The organism is Variovorax sp. KBW07 (assembly GCF_003852515.1).
Lineage (GTDB): Bacteria > Pseudomonadota > Gammaproteobacteria > Burkholderiales > Burkholderiaceae_C > Variovorax.
The window spans coordinates 1-18,445 of record NZ_QAJK01000105.1 but is presented as its reverse complement, the minus strand read 5'-3'; the positions used below and the strand labels follow the sequence as shown (position 1 = coordinate 18,445).

At 65.7% G+C, this 18,445-nt stretch carries 21 protein-coding genes; 10 read left to right on the top strand and 11 right to left on the bottom strand.

Annotation, left to right across the window (positions count from 1 at the left end):
• The first annotated feature begins 76 nt into the window (after window positions 1-76).
• Both DBV14_RS21000 and DBV14_RS20995 read left to right on the top strand, forming a co-directional pair.
• On the top strand, window positions 77-865 hold the full coding sequence (locus DBV14_RS21000) for a taurine ABC transporter ATP-binding protein (RefSeq protein ID WP_124461695.1): 789 nt from the start codon (window positions 77-79) through the stop codon (window positions 863-865).
• 46 nt (window positions 866-911) lie between these two features.
• Window positions 912-1,772, top strand: a complete 861-nt coding sequence (locus tag DBV14_RS20995) for an ABC transporter permease subunit (RefSeq protein WP_185546078.1) — start codon at window positions 912-914, stop codon at window positions 1,770-1,772.
• Here DBV14_RS20995 and DBV14_RS20990 read toward each other — a convergent pair.
• A complete protein-coding gene (locus DBV14_RS20990) occupies window positions 1,690-2,748 on the bottom strand; it encodes a LysR family transcriptional regulator (protein ID WP_124461691.1) in 1,059 nt (352 codons plus the stop codon). The genes DBV14_RS20995 and DBV14_RS20990 overlap by 83 nt on opposite strands.
• A gap of 174 nt (window positions 2,749-2,922) precedes the next feature.
• On the opposite strand from DBV14_RS20990, the gene DBV14_RS20985 reads away from it, so the two are divergent.
• Window positions 2,923-3,501 (top strand): dihydrofolate reductase family protein, encoded by a 579-nt coding sequence (locus DBV14_RS20985; RefSeq protein WP_124461690.1) that lies wholly within the window; start codon window positions 2,923-2,925, stop codon window positions 3,499-3,501.
• 37 nt (window positions 3,502-3,538) lie between these two features.
• Here DBV14_RS20985 and DBV14_RS20980 read toward each other — a convergent pair whose 3' ends face one another.
• Entirely contained in the window at window positions 3,539-4,171 is a 633-nt protein-coding gene (locus DBV14_RS20980) for a LysE family translocator (protein WP_124461688.1), read from the bottom strand.
• Window positions 4,171-4,851 carry an FMN-binding negative transcriptional regulator gene (locus DBV14_RS20975; protein WP_124461686.1) on the bottom strand — a complete coding sequence of 227 codons (681 nt, stop codon included), beginning with the start codon at window positions 4,849-4,851 and terminating at the stop codon, window positions 4,171-4,173. Before DBV14_RS20975 ends, DBV14_RS20980 begins: the two co-directional genes overlap by 1 nt.
• A 267-nt stretch (window positions 4,852-5,118) precedes the next feature.
• On the opposite strand from DBV14_RS20975, the gene DBV14_RS20970 reads away from it, so the two are divergent.
• Window positions 5,119-5,751: a dihydrofolate reductase family protein gene (locus DBV14_RS20970; RefSeq protein WP_124461684.1), complete on the top strand. Its 633-nt coding sequence runs from the start codon at window positions 5,119-5,121 to the stop codon at window positions 5,749-5,751.
• A 62-nt stretch (window positions 5,752-5,813) separates the two neighbouring features.
• On the opposite strand, the gene DBV14_RS20965 is transcribed toward DBV14_RS20970, so the two are convergent.
• The 3 genes from DBV14_RS20965 to DBV14_RS20955 form a co-directional block, all read right to left on the bottom strand.
• Entirely contained in the window at window positions 5,814-6,272 is a 459-nt protein-coding gene (locus DBV14_RS20965) for a GNAT family N-acetyltransferase (protein WP_124461682.1), read from the bottom strand.
• Window positions 6,273-6,275: 3 nt separating this feature from the next.
• Window positions 6,276-6,575 (bottom strand): hypothetical protein, encoded by a 300-nt coding sequence (locus DBV14_RS20960; RefSeq protein WP_124461680.1) that lies wholly within the window; start codon window positions 6,573-6,575, stop codon window positions 6,276-6,278.
• Window positions 6,576-6,670: 95 nt separating this feature from the next.
• Window positions 6,671-7,132: a hypothetical protein gene (locus tag DBV14_RS20955; protein ID WP_185546077.1), complete on the bottom strand. Its 462-nt coding sequence runs from the start codon at window positions 7,130-7,132 to the stop codon at window positions 6,671-6,673.
• Window positions 7,133-7,416: 284 nt separating this feature from the next.
• On the opposite strand from DBV14_RS20955, the gene DBV14_RS20950 reads away from it, so the two are divergent.
• Window positions 7,417-8,772 (top strand): hypothetical protein, encoded by a 1,356-nt coding sequence (locus tag DBV14_RS20950; protein ID WP_185546076.1) that lies wholly within the window; start codon window positions 7,417-7,419, stop codon window positions 8,770-8,772.
• A gap of 67 nt (window positions 8,773-8,839) precedes the next feature.
• On the opposite strand, the gene argC is transcribed toward DBV14_RS20950, so the two are convergent.
• Window positions 8,840-9,793, bottom strand: a complete 954-nt coding sequence (gene argC / locus DBV14_RS20945) for an N-acetyl-gamma-glutamyl-phosphate reductase (RefSeq protein WP_124461675.1) — start codon at window positions 9,791-9,793, stop codon at window positions 8,840-8,842.
• Between the two features lie 82 nt (window positions 9,794-9,875).
• Between argC and DBV14_RS20940 the strand changes: the two genes are divergently transcribed.
• Both DBV14_RS20940 and DBV14_RS20935 read left to right on the top strand, forming a co-directional pair.
• A complete protein-coding gene (locus tag DBV14_RS20940) occupies window positions 9,876-10,799 on the top strand; it encodes a LysR family transcriptional regulator (protein ID WP_124461673.1) in 924 nt (307 codons plus the stop codon).
• Between the two features lie 45 nt (window positions 10,800-10,844).
• The gene (locus tag DBV14_RS20935; protein WP_124461671.1) at window positions 10,845-11,075 is read left to right on the top strand and encodes a hypothetical protein; all 231 of its coding nucleotides are present in this window, start codon (window positions 10,845-10,847) and stop codon (window positions 11,073-11,075) included.
• A gap of 9 nt (window positions 11,076-11,084) precedes the next feature.
• Here the strand turns inward: DBV14_RS20935 and DBV14_RS20930 are convergent, their stop codons facing one another.
• From DBV14_RS20930 to DBV14_RS20920, 3 genes are all read right to left on the bottom strand, one after another.
• Complete coding sequence (locus tag DBV14_RS20930; protein WP_124461669.1) at window positions 11,085-11,531, bottom strand: SRPBCC family protein; 447 nt, start codon at window positions 11,529-11,531, stop codon at window positions 11,085-11,087.
• 104 nt (window positions 11,532-11,635) lie between these two features.
• Window positions 11,636-12,601, bottom strand: coding sequence for a tripartite tricarboxylate transporter substrate binding protein (locus DBV14_RS20925; RefSeq protein ID WP_124461667.1), 966 nt, complete (start codon window positions 12,599-12,601; stop codon window positions 11,636-11,638).
• Between the two features lie 123 nt (window positions 12,602-12,724).
• Window positions 12,725-13,630 carry a LysR family transcriptional regulator gene (locus tag DBV14_RS20920; protein WP_124461665.1) on the bottom strand — a complete coding sequence of 302 codons (906 nt, stop codon included), beginning with the start codon at window positions 13,628-13,630 and terminating at the stop codon, window positions 12,725-12,727.
• Window positions 13,631-13,768: 138 nt separating this feature from the next.
• Here DBV14_RS20920 and DBV14_RS20915 point away from each other — a divergent pair, with 138 nt between their 5' ends.
• From DBV14_RS20915 to DBV14_RS20905, 3 genes are read left to right on the top strand one after another with little or no spacing between them, the layout of a single operon-like run.
• On the top strand, window positions 13,769-14,677 hold the full coding sequence (locus tag DBV14_RS20915) for a ferritin-like domain-containing protein (RefSeq protein WP_124461663.1): 909 nt from the start codon (window positions 13,769-13,771) through the stop codon (window positions 14,675-14,677).
• Window positions 14,677-15,078, top strand: a complete 402-nt coding sequence (locus tag DBV14_RS20910) for a RidA family protein (protein ID WP_124461661.1) — start codon at window positions 14,677-14,679, stop codon at window positions 15,076-15,078. The genes DBV14_RS20915 and DBV14_RS20910 overlap by 1 nt, the downstream gene beginning before the upstream one ends.
• A 28-nt stretch (window positions 15,079-15,106) precedes the next feature.
• Window positions 15,107-16,006, top strand: coding sequence for an alpha/beta hydrolase (locus tag DBV14_RS20905; RefSeq protein WP_124461659.1), 900 nt, complete (start codon window positions 15,107-15,109; stop codon window positions 16,004-16,006).
• 37 nt (window positions 16,007-16,043) lie between these two features.
• Here the strand turns inward: DBV14_RS20905 and DBV14_RS20900 are convergent, their stop codons facing one another.
• Window positions 16,044-18,134 carry a hypothetical protein gene (locus tag DBV14_RS20900; RefSeq protein WP_124461657.1) on the bottom strand — a complete coding sequence of 697 codons (2,091 nt, stop codon included), beginning with the start codon at window positions 18,132-18,134 and terminating at the stop codon, window positions 16,044-16,046.
• Window positions 18,135-18,445: the final 311 nt, after the last annotated feature.

Sequence of the window (18,445 nt, the reverse complement as noted above, 5' to 3'; positions counted from 1 at the left end):
GCCAAAGAATGACCCCGCACCCGCTCCCAAACAGCAGCGCCAAAAAGTCCGCAAAAGCAAGCAACGGAGAACCGAAATGCCTACGCTAGACATCAGAGACCTCACGGTCAACTACGCCGTCAAGGGCGGTACCTTGCAGGCGCTGGCCCCCGTCAACCTCACCATGCACGACGGCGACTTCGTCGTTGCCCTCGGCGCCTCGGGGTGCGGAAAGACCACCTTGCTCAACAGCATCGCCGGCTTCCTGCCGCCATCGACCGGCGAGATCTTGCTCGATGGCAAACCCGTCGTCGGCCCCGGTGCCGACCGTGGCGTCGTGTTCCAGAAACATGCGCTCATGCCCTGGCTCAACGTGCGCGACAACGTCGCCCTCGGCCTGCGGCTGGCCGGCACCGGCAAGGCCGAGCGTGACCGCATCGCTGAAGAAAAGCTCGCGCTCGTCGGCCTGCAACAGTACGCCGACCGCGCTGTTTATGAACTGTCGGGCGGCATGCAGCAGCGCGTCGGCATTGCGCGGGCACTTGCCAGCGACCCCGCCGTGCTGCTCATGGACGAACCCATGGGCGCGCTCGATGCGTTCACGCGCGAACAGGTGCAGGAGATCTTGCTCAAGGCCTGGTCCAAGTCGAACAAGATGGTCTTCTTCATCACCCACTCGGTCGAAGAAGCACTGTTCCTGGCCACCCGCCTCATCGTCATGAGCCCCAGCCCGGGGCGCATTTCACATGTCTACGACACCGTGCCGTTCTCGCGGCAGTTTCTTTCGCACGGCGATTCGCGCAAGGTGAAGTCGGAGCCCGAATTCATCCGCATGCGCGAAGAGGTTCTTTCGATCATTCATCATCGCGAGGCTGCACATGCCTGAGGTCACCATTGCATCGCCTGTCGTTGCCGCTGCTGCTTCCGTTGCCATGACGCAAACGCCACCACCGCCTTCCAGGCCCGCCGCGTCGCCCCCTCCGTCGGCCGGCGCCAAGCTCAAGACCAGCGCCTTCAAGGTGCCGGGCGAGGGCTCGAGCGTGACCATCAGCATCGTGACCGTGGTCACGCTCGTTGCGCTGTGGTTCATCGTCACCAACATGGGCTGGGTCAAGCCCTTGTTCCTGCCGACGCCGCAAGCGGTGTTCCAGCAGTTCTACGAATACCTCACGGGCCAGGCCAACGACAAGCCGCTGTGGCAGCACTTCCTGGCCAGCATGTTCCGTGTGTTCTCGGCCTTTTTCCTTGCGTGCGCCACGGCCATTCCGGTGGGTATCGCGATGGGCATGAGCCGCTTCTGGCGCGGCATCTTCGATCCGCCGCTGGAGTTCTATCGGCCGCTGCCGCCGCTGGCGTATCTGCCGCTCATCATCATCTGGTTCGGCATCGACGAGCTGCCGAAGGTGCTGCTGATTTTTCTGAGCTGCTTCGCGCCGTTGGCACTGGCCGCGCGCTCGGGCATGCGCAGCGCGTCGCAGGAGCAGATCAACGCGGCGTACTCGATGGGCGCCAGCTACATGCAGGTCATTCGCCATGTCATCCTGCCGTCGGCGCTGCCCGACATCCTGGTGGGCATGCGCATCGCCATCGGCTTCGGCTGGACCACGCTGGTGGCCGCCGAAATGGTCGCGGCCAACATGGGCCTGGGTCAGATGGTGCTGAACGCGTCGAACTTTTTGCGTACCGACATCGTCATCATGGGCATCATCGTCATCGGCGTGGTGGCTTATCTGTTCGATCTGCTGATGCGCTGGCTCGAGCGACGCCTTGTGCCCTGGAAAGGGCGCATGTAGGCGACTGCTGCGACGTTGCTGCCGTGGCCGGTGGATGCGGGGAAACCGGCGAGAGGGCCGGCAGCGGCGGCAGCACCGGGTTGTCCCCGCCGGGGCCCATCGACTGCTCCAGAAAGTCGAGCATCGCGCGCATGGCCGCGCTGTTGTGGCGGCGCTGCGAGTAGGCCGCGTACAGCCAGTGGTCGTGGTCGCGCGGCATGTACTCGCGCAGCACCGGCACCAGCGCGCCCCGCTCCAGATGCACCTGCGCCAGCGGCTCCGGCGCATACACCGCGCCCACGCCGCGCAGCGCCAGCTCGATGAGCGCCACCGCGTCGTTGGCCTCCATGCGGCTGTGCACGGGCACGTCGTGCGGCTTGCCATCGACCTCGAAGGGCAGGTGCGTGGTCGGTACCGCCGAATAGCTCAGCACGTCGTGCCTGGACATGTCGTCGGGCACCTGCGGAATGCCGCGCTGGGCCCAGTAGGCCGGCGTGGCGCAGACCACCATGTCGAACTTCACCAGCCGGCGCACGATGAGGTTCATGTCGTCGATGCGCCCGCCCGTCAGGTGGATGTCGATGCCTTCCTGAATCAGGTCGATGTCGCGGTTGGTGAACACCAGGCTCACGTACACGTCGGGGTACAGCTTGATGAACGCGGCAATCACGTCCGACAGCCAGCCCGCGATGAGCCCGTTCGGCGCGCTCATGCGCAGCCGCCCGCGCGGGTGCGAGCCGTGCGCCTGCAGGTCGTTGAGCGTGTTCTCGGCCATCGTTACCAGTTCGGTGCTGCGGTCTAGCAGCACCTGGCCGGCATCCGTCAGGCTCAGGGAGCGGGTCGAGCGGTTCAGCAGGCGCACGCCGCTGCGGGTTTCCAGCTCGGCCACATAGCGGCTGACCGTGGCTTTCGACATGCCCAGCGAAATTGCTGCGCGGGAGAAGCTGCGCCGGAACGCAACTTCGCGGAATGTTTTGATGAGATCGAGGCCGTCCATACGATGGGCGCATTGTTCCAGCATCGGGGAAGGGGCTGCGGTTCGTAGGGGAATCCCCGCTTTTCGAGTTCAAATTGCCGAGCTAGTTGCGTGGCTATACTGCGGCCGTCATCGCCTCGCCCAAGGCGACAGAGCTGCGAGAAGATCCAACCCCAGGGCATGGAGACGATCCGCATGAGAACCCTGAAAATCATGGCGCACATCTCGCTGGACGGCGTGATCCAGACCTCCAGCGAAAACGGTTTTCCCTACGCGGACTGGACTGCGCCCTACCGCAGCCCACAGGGCCGCGATGAAGTGTTCGCCGCGCATGGCGGGCGCTTCGACCTGCTGCTTGGCCGCCGCACCTACGACATGTGGTCGGACTTCTGGCCGAAGGCGCCCGGGAGCCCGATGGCGGATGCCTTGAATGCGGCGACCAAATTCGTCGTGACCCACCGTCCGGAAAGTCTTGCGTGGGGGCCATTCGAAAGCCTTGGGCCGGACATCGTCGAAAGCGTTCGCCGCATCAAGTCGCAGCCGGGTCCGAACCTGGTTCTGTGGGGCAGCGCCACGCTGACATCGACGCTGCTCGAACACGGGCTGGTCGATGAAGCGCTGCTCGTCGTCTACCCGGTGTTGCTGGGTGCAGGCAAGCGCTTCTTCGCGGAGGGAACACCGCCACGCGCGTTTGAGCTGGTCGGCTCGAAAGCGATGCCGTCGGGGATCGTCTTCAGTGCGTACAAGGTGGCGGGGGCCTTGAAGGGCGGTTAGCCCCACAGCGCGAGTACACGGTGGACGCGTGCGGTGCTCAATCTCGCGACTGCAGGGCAAGCCGGACAGAAAGGCCCGCCAGCACTGTGCCCATGAGCCAGCGCTGGGCCGCGAGCCACCTGGGGCTTGTGCGCAGCACGCCGGTGGCCTGGGAAGCAAAAAGCATGATGAGGCCATTCACAACGATGCTGATGGCAATCTGAATGCCGCCCAACGAAATGAACTGCAGCATCACGCTTCCGCGCGAAGGATCAATGAATTGCGGCAGAAGGGCCAGATAGAACAGAGCCTGCTTCGGATTCAACAGATTGGTGATCGCGCCCATCACGAAGAGGCGTCGCGGGCTGTCGATCGTCATCGCTCGAAGGCCGGGGGAACTCGCCGGGGGCCTGAAAAGAGTTTTCCAGGCGAGAAATGCCAGGTAGGCGGCGCCCGCAAGGCGCAGTGCGTCGTACGCATACGGAACAGCAAACAGAAGGCTGGTAAGACCCAGTGCAGCGCAGGCAAGGTAGAAAACCGAGGCGGTCGCAACGCCCGCATACGAAATGAATCCGGCCAGGCGACCTTGCGTGAGCGTCCTGGAGAGCAGATACATCATGTTGGGGCCAGGTGTCAAAACGAGGCCGAGCGCAAGCAGGGAAAAGGTCGCGATGGATTCGAGGCTAAGCATCAGGGCTCCTGTGGCAACGGTACGGTCGGTGAGGCGCCTTCAGGTCCAGACATGGCACGCTCGACAAGAGAAGCCATTGCCACAGCGTTCTCAGTCCCTTCGGCGGCAAGGCCGGCAAAGGTGCCCAGCCTGTCTTGCGATGCTTCGTCTTGGCTGGCCTTGAGCTTTCCCACCAGGCGTTCGATGGGAATCTCTATGCCCACTATCGCGCGCAGCAGCTTGTCGATGAACTCCGCGGGTGCGTCGGTCACCTGCCAGGGCAGGGGCCTCGAGGCCTCGTGAACGGCCGTCAGGCGAACCAGCATGTCACGCAGCCAGGCTTCCTCGGTGATGACTCGCGCCACGCCGTGTGCGTGTGCGACCGCGTAGTTCCAGGTCGGGACGACCTTCCCGTGCTCCTGCTTGCTCGGGTACCAGCCAGGCGTGATGTACGACTGAGGGCCCTGGAACATGACCACGGAATGCTGCGAGGCGGGGAGCTGTTTCCACACGGGGTTGGCGCGCGACACGTGGCCCATCAGTGTTCCGAACTCGCCGCGTGACCTGTCCAGCAGAAAGGGAACGTGGTTGGCGACCAGCCCATCACTGCCGGGCGCGACCCACGCACCCAGCGGGTGGGCCTCGATCAAGGCCTGGGCTTCGGCAAAGCCGGACTGCGCGTGGTGCTTTGATACGTACACGAGATCTCCAGGACTGGTTGAACCATGCGCTCCCCTCGAGAGCCGCTTCTGGCTGACTGTAGCCGCCACGCCTGGCGGCGCGACAGGGCGACGCGCAATTAGACGAGCGAACAAACGCTGGAGACCTCTTCGGCGCTGTTCCTGCTTGAAAGTCCTGTGGACGGTGTACACAATGGCGTCTGCAGGCTTGCCCGGTGACCATGCAGGCGAGGTCATGGAAACCTCCGCGCTGCGTCTGCCCAACGCCCGAACACGCAAAGGAAAATCATGAGCAAAGTATTCGTCAACATCGGACTCAGCCTCGATGGCTACCTGGCCCCGGAAGGAATGACCATGGGCAAGCCCGAGTACAAGAACTGGGGCGCGAAGTGGGGCGCGATGATGGGCTGGCTGCTCAACCAGCAGTACTTTCGCCAGAACCTCCTCAAGATCGAGTCGGGGGGAGAGACCGGCCCGGTCAATGACCTGGTTCGCAGCACCGTCGAGCGCATCGGTGCCAACATCATGGGCAAGCGGATGTTCGACCAGGGCGAGGTCGCCTGGCCCGAGGACGCTCCGTTCCACACGCCGGTCTACGTTTTGACCCATGAAAAACGCGACCCTTGGGTGCGTCCGGGCGGCACGACTTTCTACTTCGTCAACGACGGGCCGGAGCGTGCCCTGGAACTGGCGCGCAATTCCGCGGGCGGTCGCGACATCCGCATCGCGGGTGGGGCGGATGTGATCCAGCAGTACCTGGGGCTGGGTGTCGTCGACGAACTGGAAATTGCCTTGGCACCCGTGTTGTTCGGCGGCGGGCGGCGTCTCTTCGAGAACCTGCAAGAGTCCGTACAGCAGTTTCGGATCGACAGGGTGCTTGATGGTTCAGCCGCGACCCACTTGCGCTATGTGCGCCAGTGAGAGGCGACGCCGCATGCTCTTGGGGTTCGATTGACGAGTTCCTGCTGCGACCGGCAAGAGGTTTACGGAGCGTCAGGGTAACGGTGATACATGAAGAACTGGTCGTCCTGTTTCCAGCCTCGCGCCTCGTAGAGCCTTTGGGCTGATTCGTTGCCACGCGCGACATTCAGCGTTACGCGGGCGGAGCCGAACGACCAGGCGTATGACTCGATGGCTGCGAGCAGCATGGAGGCGACGCCCTTGCGGCGCCCCGATGCGTGGACGAAAAGGTCGTTGACGACAAAGACGCGCGAGAGGGAAACGGATGAGAAGCTCGGATAGAGCTGGGCAAATCCCACAGGCGCATCGCCGTCGTGGCAGATGAAGACAACCGACTCTCCGTGGTTGAACCTTTCGCGGAGGAACGAGCGCGCGGCGGCCACATCGCTTGCCCGACCCTGGAACTGGCGGTACTGGTCAAAGAGCGCAGCGAGTTCCTCCAGATCGGCCAGAACAGCTTGACGGACGGAAGTCGAGTTCATGTCTCACCGCTCATGAACCAACCGGACGTATCGCCACACCCCCCAGATCGCTCCAACGGTGATGCCGATTCCCACGCTCCAGCCCACTGGAAGGCCGAACCCGAAGGCCAGGAGAAACATCAACGCGACGCTGGCCAGTCCGATGAAAACCAGCGTGACGAAATCAAAGCGCGCGACTTCGAATGTGTCTTCGGCAATGCTGCGGGCACGGTGACCGTGCTTGCGGCGCTGGCCCCTGAACAACAGGACGTCGAGAACGAAATCGAAGAAGCCGATGAAAAGGTCGGCCAGGGTGCTCCACATGCGGATGCTCCATTTGCGGTGACACCCTGGGTCGTCGCTGTTCTCGTGATGGCCCGACCGGGGTGGGGCGGCGGATCATGTCGAAATGTTACCGCTCATTGATAGATGCCCAGGCGTTCGAAGCGCTGCATCGTGGTCGTCAGCGTGAGCGTATCGGTGGCCGAACTGCACGCGATATCGGCGACCTGGGTCCCTTGGGCGTTGGCGACATCGATACGGGTCGAGCCTGTCAGCGGCTCGTAGATGGCGTACGCGTATCCGGCGTTCGAAAAATTCAACACGACGCCCCTGGGCTGCAGAGCGAGGCGAAAGTTTCCCTTCGGATGCTCCCGGCGTTCGGGGAACACGAACTCCGTTTTCGAGGCTTTGCCGGCGCGGTACTGCATGTAGCCAGCGTTGGCGCCAAGGTCCCTGGACGAGCAAAGCGAATAGATTTTTTTCTTGGCCGTGCACGACCACTCGGTGACTTCACCCGGTGTGCACAGGCTTTGTTGAGCCATGGCGCCCAGGGGCAAAAAGCAAATCGCGGCCAACAGGCAGGTAGATAAATTTCGCATGGCTTCAGTCTGATACGCGTTTGTAGCCGAAGCCTGGGCGGCTGCTGCAGCGGCGGAAAAAACTCCTGGAACGAACGCTCGACCCCGGCTCGGATGCCGGCCCGCATCTTCTTCCTTCGGACGAATCCTGCGGATGTCTTACACAGGGTATGCCCGCCCCGGAATACCTATTTCAGGTGATGGGCGGCATACAATTTAATTACAAAAATGAACAATTTGAAACCTCCCTGGGTCTCCGGGCCTGAGGGGGTTTTTTTATCAATAAATTCAACGAGGAGATGAGGATGCTGTTCAGTCAAGCGAGTTTTTACGGGCGCTGCGGCGCCGTGGTGGGCGCAATAGCGCTGCTGGCTTCCTGCGGAGGAGGCGGCGGCGGTGGAGGTGGCTTTTTTCCGACGCCGGGACCCGTCGTTCCCCCGGTCGTCACGAAGCATTCGGTTGGCGGTACGGTGACCGGCCTGGCCGGCGGCACGCTCGTTCTGCAGAACAACGCGGGTGACGACATCCAGCTGACGGCCAATGGCAAGTTCAGCTTTGCCACTGCAGTCGCCAGCGGATCGGCGTACGCGGTGACCGTGCGCACCCAGCCCCTGTGGCAGTTCTGCACCGTGACCAAGGGCAGTGGCACCATCACGGCCGATGTCAGCGACGTGGCCGTGGCCTGCACGGCGGCCGCGGCACAGGTTTCGACGTTCGCCGGTTCCGGCAGCAGTGGCAAAGCCGATGGCAACGGCGCCGCGGCGTCGTTTAGCGACCCCTTCAGCGTCGTCCTCAACAAGAGCGGCGAGTTGCTCGTGTCGGACCTGGGCAACAACCTCCTGCGCAAGATCTCGGCCAACGGCGATGTCATCACCTACGCCGGCAACAACTCGAACGTCTCTGTCGACGGCAACGGTACCGCGGCCTCATTCAACGGGCTGACCGCCATCGGCCTTGCACCATCGGGCGATCTCTACGCCGCCGAATTCGGCGGCAACCGGATCCGCAAGATCACCCCGGCGGCCGACGTGGGCCCCTTCGTCGGCAGCGGCGCTCCCGGTGCCATCAACGGCAACGGCGCGAATGCCACGTTCACAGGACCCATCGCGATGACGGTCGATGGCGCGGGCAACATCTACGTGGCCGAACTCAACACGGCCCTCATCCGCAAGATCACGCCTGCCGGTGATGTCGGTACGTTGGTCGGCGCGGGTTCTTTCGTCCGGCCTTACGGCATCGTGGCCGACGCCGCTGGCAATCTCCTCGTGGCCGACAGCGAAAACAACAGGATCGCCAAGGTGACGCCAGACGGCGTGGTCTCGACCTTCGCGGGCTCGAAGACGGGAGTCGCAGGCTCCGACGACGGCCCGATTGACACTGCAACCTTCTCGCGTCCGGGCGGCCTGGCGTTCGACGCGATTGGCAATCTCTACGTGACCGACACGACCAATGGCGTTCTGCGCAAGATCACACCGGCGGGCGTGGTGTCCACGCTTGCAGGCACGGCTGGGCAGAGCGGCTTCCAGAACGGCATCGGCAAGGATGCGAGGTTCAGTCAACCGTACGGCCTGGCGGTTGCCGCCGACGGCACGATCTACGTGGCCGACGCCTTGAACAACCGGATCCGCAAGGTTACGCCCGTAGCACCCGTCGCACCCTGAGTCGCGAGGGCAGCCGCGGCCGGGACATCTCGCCCGCGGCGTTTCGGATTCACCACGAAGGCCAGAGCTAGGGCTGCTTCGCGGCAGCCCTGCCCGCCATCAGGCGCAGGTTCTGCACCGCCGCACCCGCGGCACCCTTGCCCAGGTTGTCGAGAACCGCGCTCAAGACGACCTGGCCCGTACGTTCATTGAATGCAACGCCCAGGCTCATGTCGTTCGAGCCGTTGTGCACTTGCGGGTCCAGCTCGGTCATCGGCACGGTGGGCGACATCGGCAGCACGTGCACGTGCGCCGCATCGCGGTAGCGTTCCGCAAGGCATTCGTGAATGCGCGCGCCGGAAGCATCGGCGCCAAGCAGTCGCGCGTGGAGCCCGATGGTGAGCACGATGCCCTGCCGGTAGCTGCCATAGGCCGGCACGAAGATGGGCCGCTCCGCGAGTCCTGCGTAGGCCTCGATTTCCGGCACGTGCTTGTGCTCGAGTGCCAGGCCATAGACCTTCAGCGAATGCGCAGCCGCCCCCCCGGCTGCAGCTGCAGCTGCGGCTTCGTGCGCTTCCGCGCCCGCCCTGCCTTGGCCCGAATAGCCCGAGACGGCATGAATGACCAGCGGACAGTCGGCGGGCAACAGGCCCGCATCCGTCAACGGCCGCAGCAGTGCGACCGCCGCGGTGGGGTAGCAGCCCGGATTCGTGACGCGCGATGCCGAGGCGATGCGTTCGGCTTGATGCGCATCGAGTTCCGGCAGGCCGTAGACCCAACCGGGGCTGGTGCGGTGCGCCGAGCTGGCATCGATGACACGCACGGCGGGGTTGTCGATCATCGCCACCGCGTCGCGCGCCGCGGCGTCGGGCAGGCAGAGGATGGCGATGTCGCTCTCGTTGAGGGCGGCGCGCCGGGCAGCCGCGTCCTTGCGTAAATTGGCTGGCAATGTGCGGATGCGGAATTCCCCGCCCCGCAGCCGGTTCTGCAGGTCAAGGCCCGTGGTGCCCTGGTCGCCGTCGATGAAGATGTTGAGGTCCATGGAGCGCGATCGTAGGGACGCGTCCGGAATAGCTCCAGTTAAATATATGGAACCTCGAATTAAGAAAAGTTAAATTAGCGGCATGAGAGAACTGAGCCTTGACCATCTGCGCACCCTGGTCGCCATCGCCGATCTCGGGTCGCTGGTCAATGCCGCGCGTGCCCTTCACCTGGCAGCCCCCACCGTCACTGTCCAGATCGCGGAGCTGGAGTCGCGCCTGGGCGGCCAACTGCTCGTTCGCGGGCGTGGGCCCGCGCAAGCGACCGCGCTAGGCGAGCGCTTCATCGCGCGTGCCCGTAGGTTGCTGGCGGATGCGGACGACGCGGTAGAAGATGTTCGGCGCCAGCTCGCAGGCCAGACGGGCCGCGTGCGGGTCGGAGCCTCGACGGGCGCCATTGCGCACCTGCTGCCGCCCGCGCTCGAACGCCTTGCCCGAAAGCATCCGGGCATCGATGTGAACGTGCAGGTGCTGACCTCCAACGACAGCATGGCGCGGCTCGCTGCAGGCAGCCTCGACCTCGCGGTGGTGGCGCTGCCGCAGGCGCCCGTGCGCGGCGTTCATGTCACGCCGCTGCGGCGCGAGGCCGTCGTCGCCTTCCTGCCGGCGGCGTGGAAGGCACCGAAGCGGCTGACGCCGCAGTGGCTGGCCCAGCACCCGTTGATCATGAACGACGCCTCCACGCGTCTGTACCGTTTGACCGCGGAATGGTTTTCCGCGGCGGGCGTGCATTGCCGGCCGCGCATCGAGCTCAACTACAACGATGCGATCCGTACGCTGGTCGCGGCCGGCTACGGCGCGGCGCTGCTGCCGGAGGAATCGCACGAGCCCGCGCGCGACGATCGCATCGCCGTTCGCCCGCTCAGCCCGGCGCTATGGCGGCAGCTGGGTCTCGCGGTCAGTGACCGGGGCACCAGCGGGCCGACGCGTTTCGTTCTGGAGGCGTTGCTGCCCGAGAAGGCCGCGGCCAGCGGGATCGTTCCGGATAGGGCCACGACTCGCGCCTGAAAATCTATCGTCGCCACGGTGCCGGTTCGCGCCTATCGTCCGTCGATGAAGATCTTCGCGAACCGAACAAGCCAGGACGACATTTCAGGTCGGGAGCGACAGGAGGCGACGCGCGGCCACATGGCCGCCGGCCGCGGCGGATCGGAAGAACAGGGTGCCTGCGAGTGGGCGGAGTTCGGCGACAGGCAGGCCGCCGAAACATGCGAGCACGATCTGCAAGCGATGGTCGCCCGCTTCAGCGCGCGGCTTTCGGCCACGCGCTCCGGCGGGGAATGACGTTCTTCTTCAGCCCGGGATGTTCGGCTCGACCAACTGGGCCAGCGCGACCAGCGATTCCTGCCAGCCCAGGTAGCACATCTCGACCGGAATCACGTCGGGAATGCCTTCCTGCACGACCGACATTTCAGTGCCGCACGACACCGCGGTCAGGGTGACGGTGGTCTTCATGGTGCCTGGAAGATTGGCGTCGTCGAAGGCCGCGTCGTACGCGATGCGCTTGCCGGGAACAAGCTCCAGGTACTTCCCGCCGAACGAGTGGCTGTGGCCGGTGCCGAAGTTGGTGAAGGACATGCGCCAGGCGCCGCCCACCACGGGCTCCATGGTGTGAATCTTTCCGGTGAACCCGAAGGGCGGCAGCCAGCGCTCGAACGCGCCGGGCTCGGTGAATGCACGGTAGAGCCGGTCGGGCGGGGTGCGCAGGACACGGTGCAGACGAACGGTGTTGGTAGCCATGGCTAATTTCTCCTGATGAAAAGAGGAAGACCCTCAATGGATACGTCGGACGAGCCTGCGGGAAATCGACACGCCATTTTCAGATCTTCGGATCTTTTTTCAGATCAGGGCGCCAGCCCCGCCGTTTTCACGACCGCCGCGTACTTGCCGGCTTCCTCGGCCACGTAGGCCGAGAACTGCGCCGCATTTCGCGCATCGGGCTCGGCGCCCAGGTCGCGCAGCCGTTGCGCGAGCGCCGGGTCTTCCAGAACGCGGGCCATGGCGGCCGAGAGTTTCTTCAGCACCGGCGCCGGCACCCTGGCGGGCGCGAACACGCCGAACCACGCGCTGACCTCGAAACCGGGCAGGCCGCTTTCGGCGACGGTCGGCACGCCCGGGAGCAGGGGGCTGCGCTGGCTGCTCGTCACGGCCAGGGCCTTGAGCTTGTGCGTGGCGATGTTCGGCAGCGAGGTGGTCTGCAGGTCGAACATCAGCGGCACATGGCCTGCGAGCACGTCGCCCAGCGCGGGCGCGCTGCCCTTGTAAGGCACATGCAGCAGCTTGATCTTCGCGGCCGATGCGAGCATTTCGCCGGCCAGCTGGTTGGAAGTGCCCGGCCCCGCGGACGCATAGCTGATCGACCCCGGGTTCTGTTTGGCCGCGGCGATCAGCTCGGCCACGTTGCCGTACGCCACGCCCGGGTTGGCCACCAGCACGAAGGGAATGGAGGCCAGCGCGCTGACCGGCGCAAAGTCTTTCACCGGGTCGTAGCCGACCTTCGACATGGCGGGGTTGATGGCCTGGGAGCTCACGGTGCCGAGCAGCAGCGTGTAGCCGTCGGGCTTGGCTTCCGCGACGGCGCGCGCGCCGATGGCGGTGCCCGCGCCGGCCTTGTTCTCGACGATGACCGGCTGCTCGAGTTGCACCGACAGCTTCTGGCCGACCGTGCGCGCCAGGATGTCGGCCGAGCCGCCGGCGGGGTAGGGCACGACGAGGGTGATCGGGCGCTCGGGGTAGCCCTGGGCCAGCGCCGGCACAACGGTGCAGGCGGCGAGCAGCGGAACGACAAGCAACTGGCGAAACAGTTTCATCGGGGAACTCCATGTGGGGAACCGCATGGTGCGAACGCCGGTGCCCGCCTGTCCAATACGTTCACCGGCGGTGGTTCATACATGGCGTGAATCACCACGGTTTTGTCGCGTGCCCGGTGCGGACTACCGCTCCACCAGCTCGACGGTCTTGCGCGCCACCGCGAGAAAAGACTGCACCACCGGGTTGTCGTTGTTGCTGCCATGGGCAAACATCAGCTGGTAGGTGGGCAGGGGGTGGGTGTCGACGATCTCGAGAAACACGACGTCGGCCATGGCCAGCATGCGCATCGATTCCGGCACCAGCGCAATGCCGAGCCCCCCGGCCACGAGCGTCAGGATCGACTGCATCTGCGCCGCCTCCTGCACCACGCGGGGCAGGAAGCCGGCCGACTGGCAGGCGCCCAGCAATGCGGCGACGAAGCCCGCGCCTTCCGAGGCCGGGAACGAGATGAACGGCTCCGCCGCCAGCGCCTCGATCTTCACCCAGCGCCGGCCTGCCAGCGCATGGCTGCGCGGCACCGCGATCACGAACTTCTGCGCCTGCAGGTCGACCAGCACGAGGTCGCGTGCCTCGTACACCGGGCCCACCACCAGCGCGAGCTCGACCTCGCCCTTGCGCAGGTCTTCGAGCTGGCGCGCGGTGGTCTCGGCGGTCAGCCGCAACTGCACGGTGGGGTAGTCGTGCTGGAAGCGCTTGAAGATGGCGGGCAGCACATTGAGCGCGGCGCTGGGCACGAAGGACAGGCGCAGCGAGCCCTCGAGCCCTTCCGCCGCGCGGCACGCACGCTCGATGGCGGCCTGGGCCTGCTGCAGCAAGCGCTGCGCATCTTTATGAAAGACCTGGCCGGCGGGCGTCAGGCGCACGTGGTGCCGGCTGCGGTCGAACAGCATCGCGCCGACCTGCGCCTCGAGGTTGCGCATGGCCACGCTGAGCGGCGGTTGCGACATGTGGAGCCGGATGGCGGCGCGGCCGAAGTTCAGCTCTTCGGCGAGCACCACGAACTGGCGCAGTTGCCTGAATTCGATCATGGGCGTGGAGATACCTGCGGCGAATGACGAGCCACTTTAAACAGTATTGGATGTATCAGCACGCCCTTCCTAGCATGGCCGTTCGTCTTGAAACCCTCTTCAAGCCAACCATCCAGCCATTCACGACGGACATTGCCCATGCAGCCCTCATTGCTCGAAGAAATCCCTGCCGTGCCCAACCCCTACCCCGTGGTCTCGAAGATGGAATACCCGGAGGTGTGGCGCCTGTGCACGCAGGCGCGCGAACTGGCCTGGGACCCGGTGGCCGACATCGACTACACCGACCTGCAAGAGGCCGACCTGCCGCCGGAGGTCCGCCAGGCGGGCGCCGAATGGTGGAGCCTGCGCGCCTGGATGGAACATGGCGCAACGCCCTACGGCGCGGAGCGGTTGCGCGACGCGATCTTTGGGCACCAGCCCTTCGAGATCAAGCAGCACATCACGAACTTCATCGCCGAGGAATTCCGCCACCACGAGGCGAGCTTTCGCATCGCCGAGCACCTGGGGGCGTACGAACCCACGCCGCGCGCCGATTACTTTCGCGACATCATTCCGCGCTTTCACGACGAGAAGGACGAGCGGGCGATGAGCTTCTTTGCAGGCCTGTCGGTCAACACGCTGTTCGAGCAACTGTCGGGCGAACTGCTGCAGGCGCGCTACGAAAACGCACGCTTCGACTCGATCCGCGAGGCCTGCCGGTTGATCCTGCGCGACGAGGCGCGGCACATCCAGTTCGGCCGCATCATCATGCGGCGCTTCTTCAGCGAGCTGCCGCCCGACGAGAAGAAGACCATCGGCATGAAGGTCGCGAAGAAGCTGCGCGGCAGCCTGCTCAACGGCGTCTACGCGGTCGTGAACCTGCCCGACGACGAGCGCCAGCGCTCCGGCCGCAACCGCGCACTGGCGGCGGACTACGGCCTGGGCGCCACCCACCCCGACGAAGAGATGGGCATCATCAAGCGCGGCGTGGACAAGATTCGCGAAGACATCGGCGTGTACGGCGTGGAGATCCCGTTCATTCCAGAACTCGACGGGGCGGTGCACTGATGACGAACACCCTCGCCACCCGCATCGCACTGTCCGATGTGCCGCCGCCCGGCGGTCCCTACAGCCATGGCATTGCCGTGAGCGGCACCGGCACATGGCTGAGCATTTCCGGACAGGTCGGCATGACGGCCGACGGCAACGTGTCCGACGACTTCGAGGAGCAGGCCCGGCTGGCCTGGACCCATCTCGTGGCGGTGCTGCGCGCCGCGGACATGGACGTGTCGCACCTCGTGAAGGTGACGACCTTCCTGACCGACGGCAGCGACGTGCGCCGGCTCGGACCGGTGCGCGCCGAGTTTCTCGGCGAGGCACGCCCGGCATCGACCTTGCTGGTCGTCAGGGCGCTGGCCCATCCGGCGTGGCGCGTGGAGGTCGAGGCCTCAGCCTTCAAGCCGGGCTGAATGCGCGTGGCCACCGCATGACCACCGCATGACGACAGCCAGGCCCGAAGCCATCGACCGATTGCTGCGCGAGACCGGACCCGCGTGGCAGCAGGACATTCGCGCCGCCGGCGATCGCGTAAAGGCCGCGTACCTGCCGCTGCTGACGGCGGCGCCCGACGATGCGTACGAAGTGATCCGCGACCTCGGCTATGGCGCGCATCCTCGGCAGGTGCTCGATGTGTACCGGCCGCATGGTGCGCGGCGTGCACCGGTGGTGATGTTCGTGCATGGCGGCGCCTTCGTGCGCGGCGGCAAGGACATCAACGCGGCGATGTACGGCAACGTGCTCGCGTGGTTCGCGCGGCACGGCTGCGTGGGCATCAACGTCGAGTACCGGCTCGCGCCCGAAGCCGCGCACCCGGAAGGCGCCCGCGATGTGGCCGCGGCCTGCGAATGGGTCGCGCGCCACGCGGAGGAACATGGCGGCGACGCCGATGCCGTCTGCCTCGTCGGGCACTCCGCGGGAGGCACGCATGCGGCAAGCTATGCCTGCGACCCGACGCTCGGTTTCATGGGGCGGCACCTGCGATGCCTGGTGCTGGTGTCGGCCCGCCTGCAAGCCGACGCGCTGCCGGAGAACCCGAACGCGGCCGGCGTTCGCGCGTACTTCGGCGACGACCCGGCGGCCTATGGGCAGTTGTCGCCGATGGCGCATGCCCACCGGCTGGTGCTGCCCACCTTCATCGTCCATGCCCAGTACGAGAACCCGCTGCTCGACGTCTATGCCTGCGAGTTCGCGTGGCGCATGGCCGAGGCAAGGCGCATCGCGCCGCGGCACCTGAGCGTGGCCGGGCACAACCACGTGTCGGTCATGGCCCACTTCAACAGTGGCGAGCAGTGGCTAGGTGAACAGATCCTGGAATTCTTCGAGGCAGCGATGCGTTGAGTCGGCCTGCGATGGCCGGCGCTATATATATCTCTCTCTAGTAGAGGTATACCGCTCCCCGGCTGGCGAAGCTGTTGTTGGATTGGTCGCCACCGATGCCGCTCGCGGCGCTGGCTTCTCCCACCGCTCCCACCGCGATGGTCCGGGCGTCCGCCGAGATGTCGATCGCGTCGCCGAACAGATCGCCGCTGCCGGTGTTGGGTGCCTTCAGGTACCTGGTGCGGGCGAACTGCGGGCCTGCCAGCCGGTACAGGTAAACCGCGCCGGCCGTCGTGGCCGCGCCCTGCGTCGCGTCGCCATCGACCCCGGTTCCACTGCTCGAGTCGCCGCGCGCGGAAATCGCCAGGACGGTGCCGTCCCGCGTGAGCGCCAGGCCGAAGCCGCCGAAAGTGGCCTCCGGCGTGGGCAGGGGCGCCGGGATCGTCTGGGCGAGGGCGTAGGTGCCCGCATTGCGCCGGAACACATAGGCGACGCCCGCGCGAGACACGCCCGCGACCGGCTCGTTGCGTGCGCCGATGATCACCGTGTCGCCATCGCCCGATATGGCGGTGGTCGCCCCGAACAGATTGTCGGTGCCGGGCACCGGTGCCTTGAGGTAGGCGCGCTTGGTCCACGTGCCCGTGCCCGTGTCGTAGCCATAGACGAATGCCGCGCCGGCGTTGGACGCGCTGGTGTCGGTTTCATCGGTGAGCGAGCCGCTGCGGTCGTACTGCGCGCCCACCACGATGGTGCCGCCGTCGGCCGAGATCTTGGCCTGCACGCCGAACAGCGCACCCAACTGCACGTGCTCGGGTTCGATGGTGGCTTCCCTGGCCCAGGTGCCGCCTGTCTTTCGGTACACGTGAAAGCTTCCGCCCCTGCCGTTCATGTACTCGCTGACCACGGCCACCGTGCCGTCCCGCGAGATGCCGAGGAACGCGCCGAAGTTGCCGATGGTGCGCGGCACCGGCGCGTTCCACTCGTCGGCCTGCGTCCAGCCCGATGGCGTCCTGGAGAACACCTGCACCAAACCCTGGTCGCCAAACGCGCCGTCGTAGCCGAACATGCCCACCAGCAACGTGCCGTCGTCCGAAATGACGGGCCTGGGATAGCTCGCGGTCTGGAAGCTCAGCGTTTGCGCCCACTGCCACTGGCCCGCACTGCGCGTGAACAACTCCAGCGTGGCCGAAGCACCGACGGCCATGACGTTGCCGTCCGGCGACAGGGCAACGGCCTGGCCGAAGTTGCGGGTGCCGGCGGCCCCCGGCTTGAAGTAACCGATGGCCCGGGTGGCATCCGCCGTGACCGGCAGCGACCAGGGGCTGCAGCCATGGGCATTGCAGGCCTGCAGGGCATAGCGCCAGGCAGCCGGCGGCTGGGTCAGCGTCAGGTCCTGCAGCGCATAGGTGGTGCTGCCGAGGTTGTCGGCCAGCACGGTGAAGCTGCCTGTGGCGCCCGGGTCTTCGCCCAGCCGGTAGTAGCTGGTGTGGGCGACGGCCGGCCAGCTGAACAGGAACGACTTGGGCGCGTAGCCCACGGTGGGCGCGGCGGGAATCGGCGGCGGCACCGCCGACGGATCGACGGCGCAAACAGCCACGACCGAGGTGACGGCCGCATCGACCGTGCCACTGGCACCGGTGAGGGTGCACAGCTGTCCGGCCGGTTGCATGTGAACGGTCACGTCGTACATCGCGCCTTCGGGCAGGACTTGTGCGAAGGCGAAGTTGCCATTGGCCGCGAGGCTCAGCGCGTCCGTGCCGTTATTGCGCAGCACCAGCGTTCCACCCGCCAGGCCCGAGAGCGTGCCGCCCACGGCGTGCGTGGTGGCCGAGCAGGCCACGCGCACGTCGGTGACGTTGGCGGTTGCCGTGCCCTGGCCCGCGCTCACGGCGCAGGTCTGGCCTTCGGGTTGCTGGGCGATGCTGACGGCGTAGGGGTTGCCGGCGGTCACCGGGTCGGAAAAGCTGAAGGCGCCATCGGCCTTGAGGGTGAGGTCGCCCTTGCCGTTGTTGCGCAGCACCAGCGTACCGTTGAGGCCCGAGACGTTGCCGCCGATGGTGAAGCTGGTGGCCGGCACCACGGGCAGCAAGCCGATGCCGGCGCTCCCACCACCGCCTCCACCGCATGCCGCCAGTACCAGTGCGGCCACGCATGCCGCATTCCACGCAGCAAGGCGCTGCAGACTCTTCAGTTGAACCACAAACTCGCCTCGTTTCGATGGGTGCGCGATGCTATGCGGCGCGGTGGGCGCTGCCAATCCCAAGAAACTGGTAGACGTTGTTCAGGGCGATGTTCACTCTGCTGTTCAGGGCGACGCCCACGCCGACGGTGTGCTCTGCTCCGCGAATGTCCCCCGCTTCGCTCCTCCTTTATTTCGCTACGCAGAGCACACCGCCGGCGCAAGCGACATCAGAGCGGTCGTTGATCAGCGGTGCACCAGCAGCGCGTCCATGTGCGAAT

What these genes read in the sequence shown, in the direction of transcription:
- DBV14_RS21000 (WP_124461695.1), top strand. Translation starts at nt 77, where the DNA reads ATGCCTACGCTAGACATCAGAGACCTCACGGTCAACTACGCCGTCAAG.
- DBV14_RS20995 (WP_185546078.1), top strand. Translation starts at nt 912, where the DNA reads ATGACGCAAACGCCACCACCGCCTTCCAGGCCCGCCGCGTCGCCCCCT.
- DBV14_RS20990 (WP_124461691.1), bottom strand. Translation starts at nt 2,748, where the DNA reads ATGGACGGCCTCGATCTCATCAAAACATTCCGCGAAGTTGCGTTCCGG.
- DBV14_RS20985 (WP_124461690.1), top strand. Translation starts at nt 2,923, where the DNA reads ATGAGAACCCTGAAAATCATGGCGCACATCTCGCTGGACGGCGTGATC.
- DBV14_RS20980 (WP_124461688.1), bottom strand. Translation starts at nt 4,171, where the DNA reads ATGCTTAGCCTCGAATCCATCGCGACCTTTTCCCTGCTTGCGCTCGGC.
- DBV14_RS20970 (WP_124461684.1), top strand. Translation starts at nt 5,119, where the DNA reads ATGAGCAAAGTATTCGTCAACATCGGACTCAGCCTCGATGGCTACCTG.
- DBV14_RS20965 (WP_124461682.1), bottom strand. Translation starts at nt 6,272, where the DNA reads ATGAACTCGACTTCCGTCCGTCAAGCTGTTCTGGCCGATCTGGAGGAA.
- DBV14_RS20960 (WP_124461680.1), bottom strand. Translation starts at nt 6,575, where the DNA reads ATGTGGAGCACCCTGGCCGACCTTTTCATCGGCTTCTTCGATTTCGTT.
- DBV14_RS20955 (WP_185546077.1), bottom strand. Translation starts at nt 7,132, where the DNA reads ATGCGAAATTTATCTACCTGCCTGTTGGCCGCGATTTGCTTTTTGCCC.
- DBV14_RS20950 (WP_185546076.1), top strand. Translation starts at nt 7,417, where the DNA reads ATGCTGTTCAGTCAAGCGAGTTTTTACGGGCGCTGCGGCGCCGTGGTG.
- argC (WP_124461675.1), bottom strand. Translation starts at nt 9,793, where the DNA reads ATGGACCTCAACATCTTCATCGACGGCGACCAGGGCACCACGGGCCTT.
- DBV14_RS20940 (WP_124461673.1), top strand. Translation starts at nt 9,876, where the DNA reads ATGAGAGAACTGAGCCTTGACCATCTGCGCACCCTGGTCGCCATCGCC.
- DBV14_RS20935 (WP_124461671.1), top strand. Translation starts at nt 10,845, where the DNA reads ATGAAGATCTTCGCGAACCGAACAAGCCAGGACGACATTTCAGGTCGG.
- DBV14_RS20930 (WP_124461669.1), bottom strand. Translation starts at nt 11,531, where the DNA reads ATGGCTACCAACACCGTTCGTCTGCACCGTGTCCTGCGCACCCCGCCC.
- DBV14_RS20925 (WP_124461667.1), bottom strand. Translation starts at nt 12,601, where the DNA reads ATGAAACTGTTTCGCCAGTTGCTTGTCGTTCCGCTGCTCGCCGCCTGC.
- DBV14_RS20920 (WP_124461665.1), bottom strand. Translation starts at nt 13,630, where the DNA reads ATGATCGAATTCAGGCAACTGCGCCAGTTCGTGGTGCTCGCCGAAGAG.
- DBV14_RS20915 (WP_124461663.1), top strand. Translation starts at nt 13,769, where the DNA reads ATGCAGCCCTCATTGCTCGAAGAAATCCCTGCCGTGCCCAACCCCTAC.
- DBV14_RS20910 (WP_124461661.1), top strand. Translation starts at nt 14,677, where the DNA reads ATGACGAACACCCTCGCCACCCGCATCGCACTGTCCGATGTGCCGCCG.
- DBV14_RS20905 (WP_124461659.1), top strand. Translation starts at nt 15,107, where the DNA reads ATGACGACAGCCAGGCCCGAAGCCATCGACCGATTGCTGCGCGAGACC.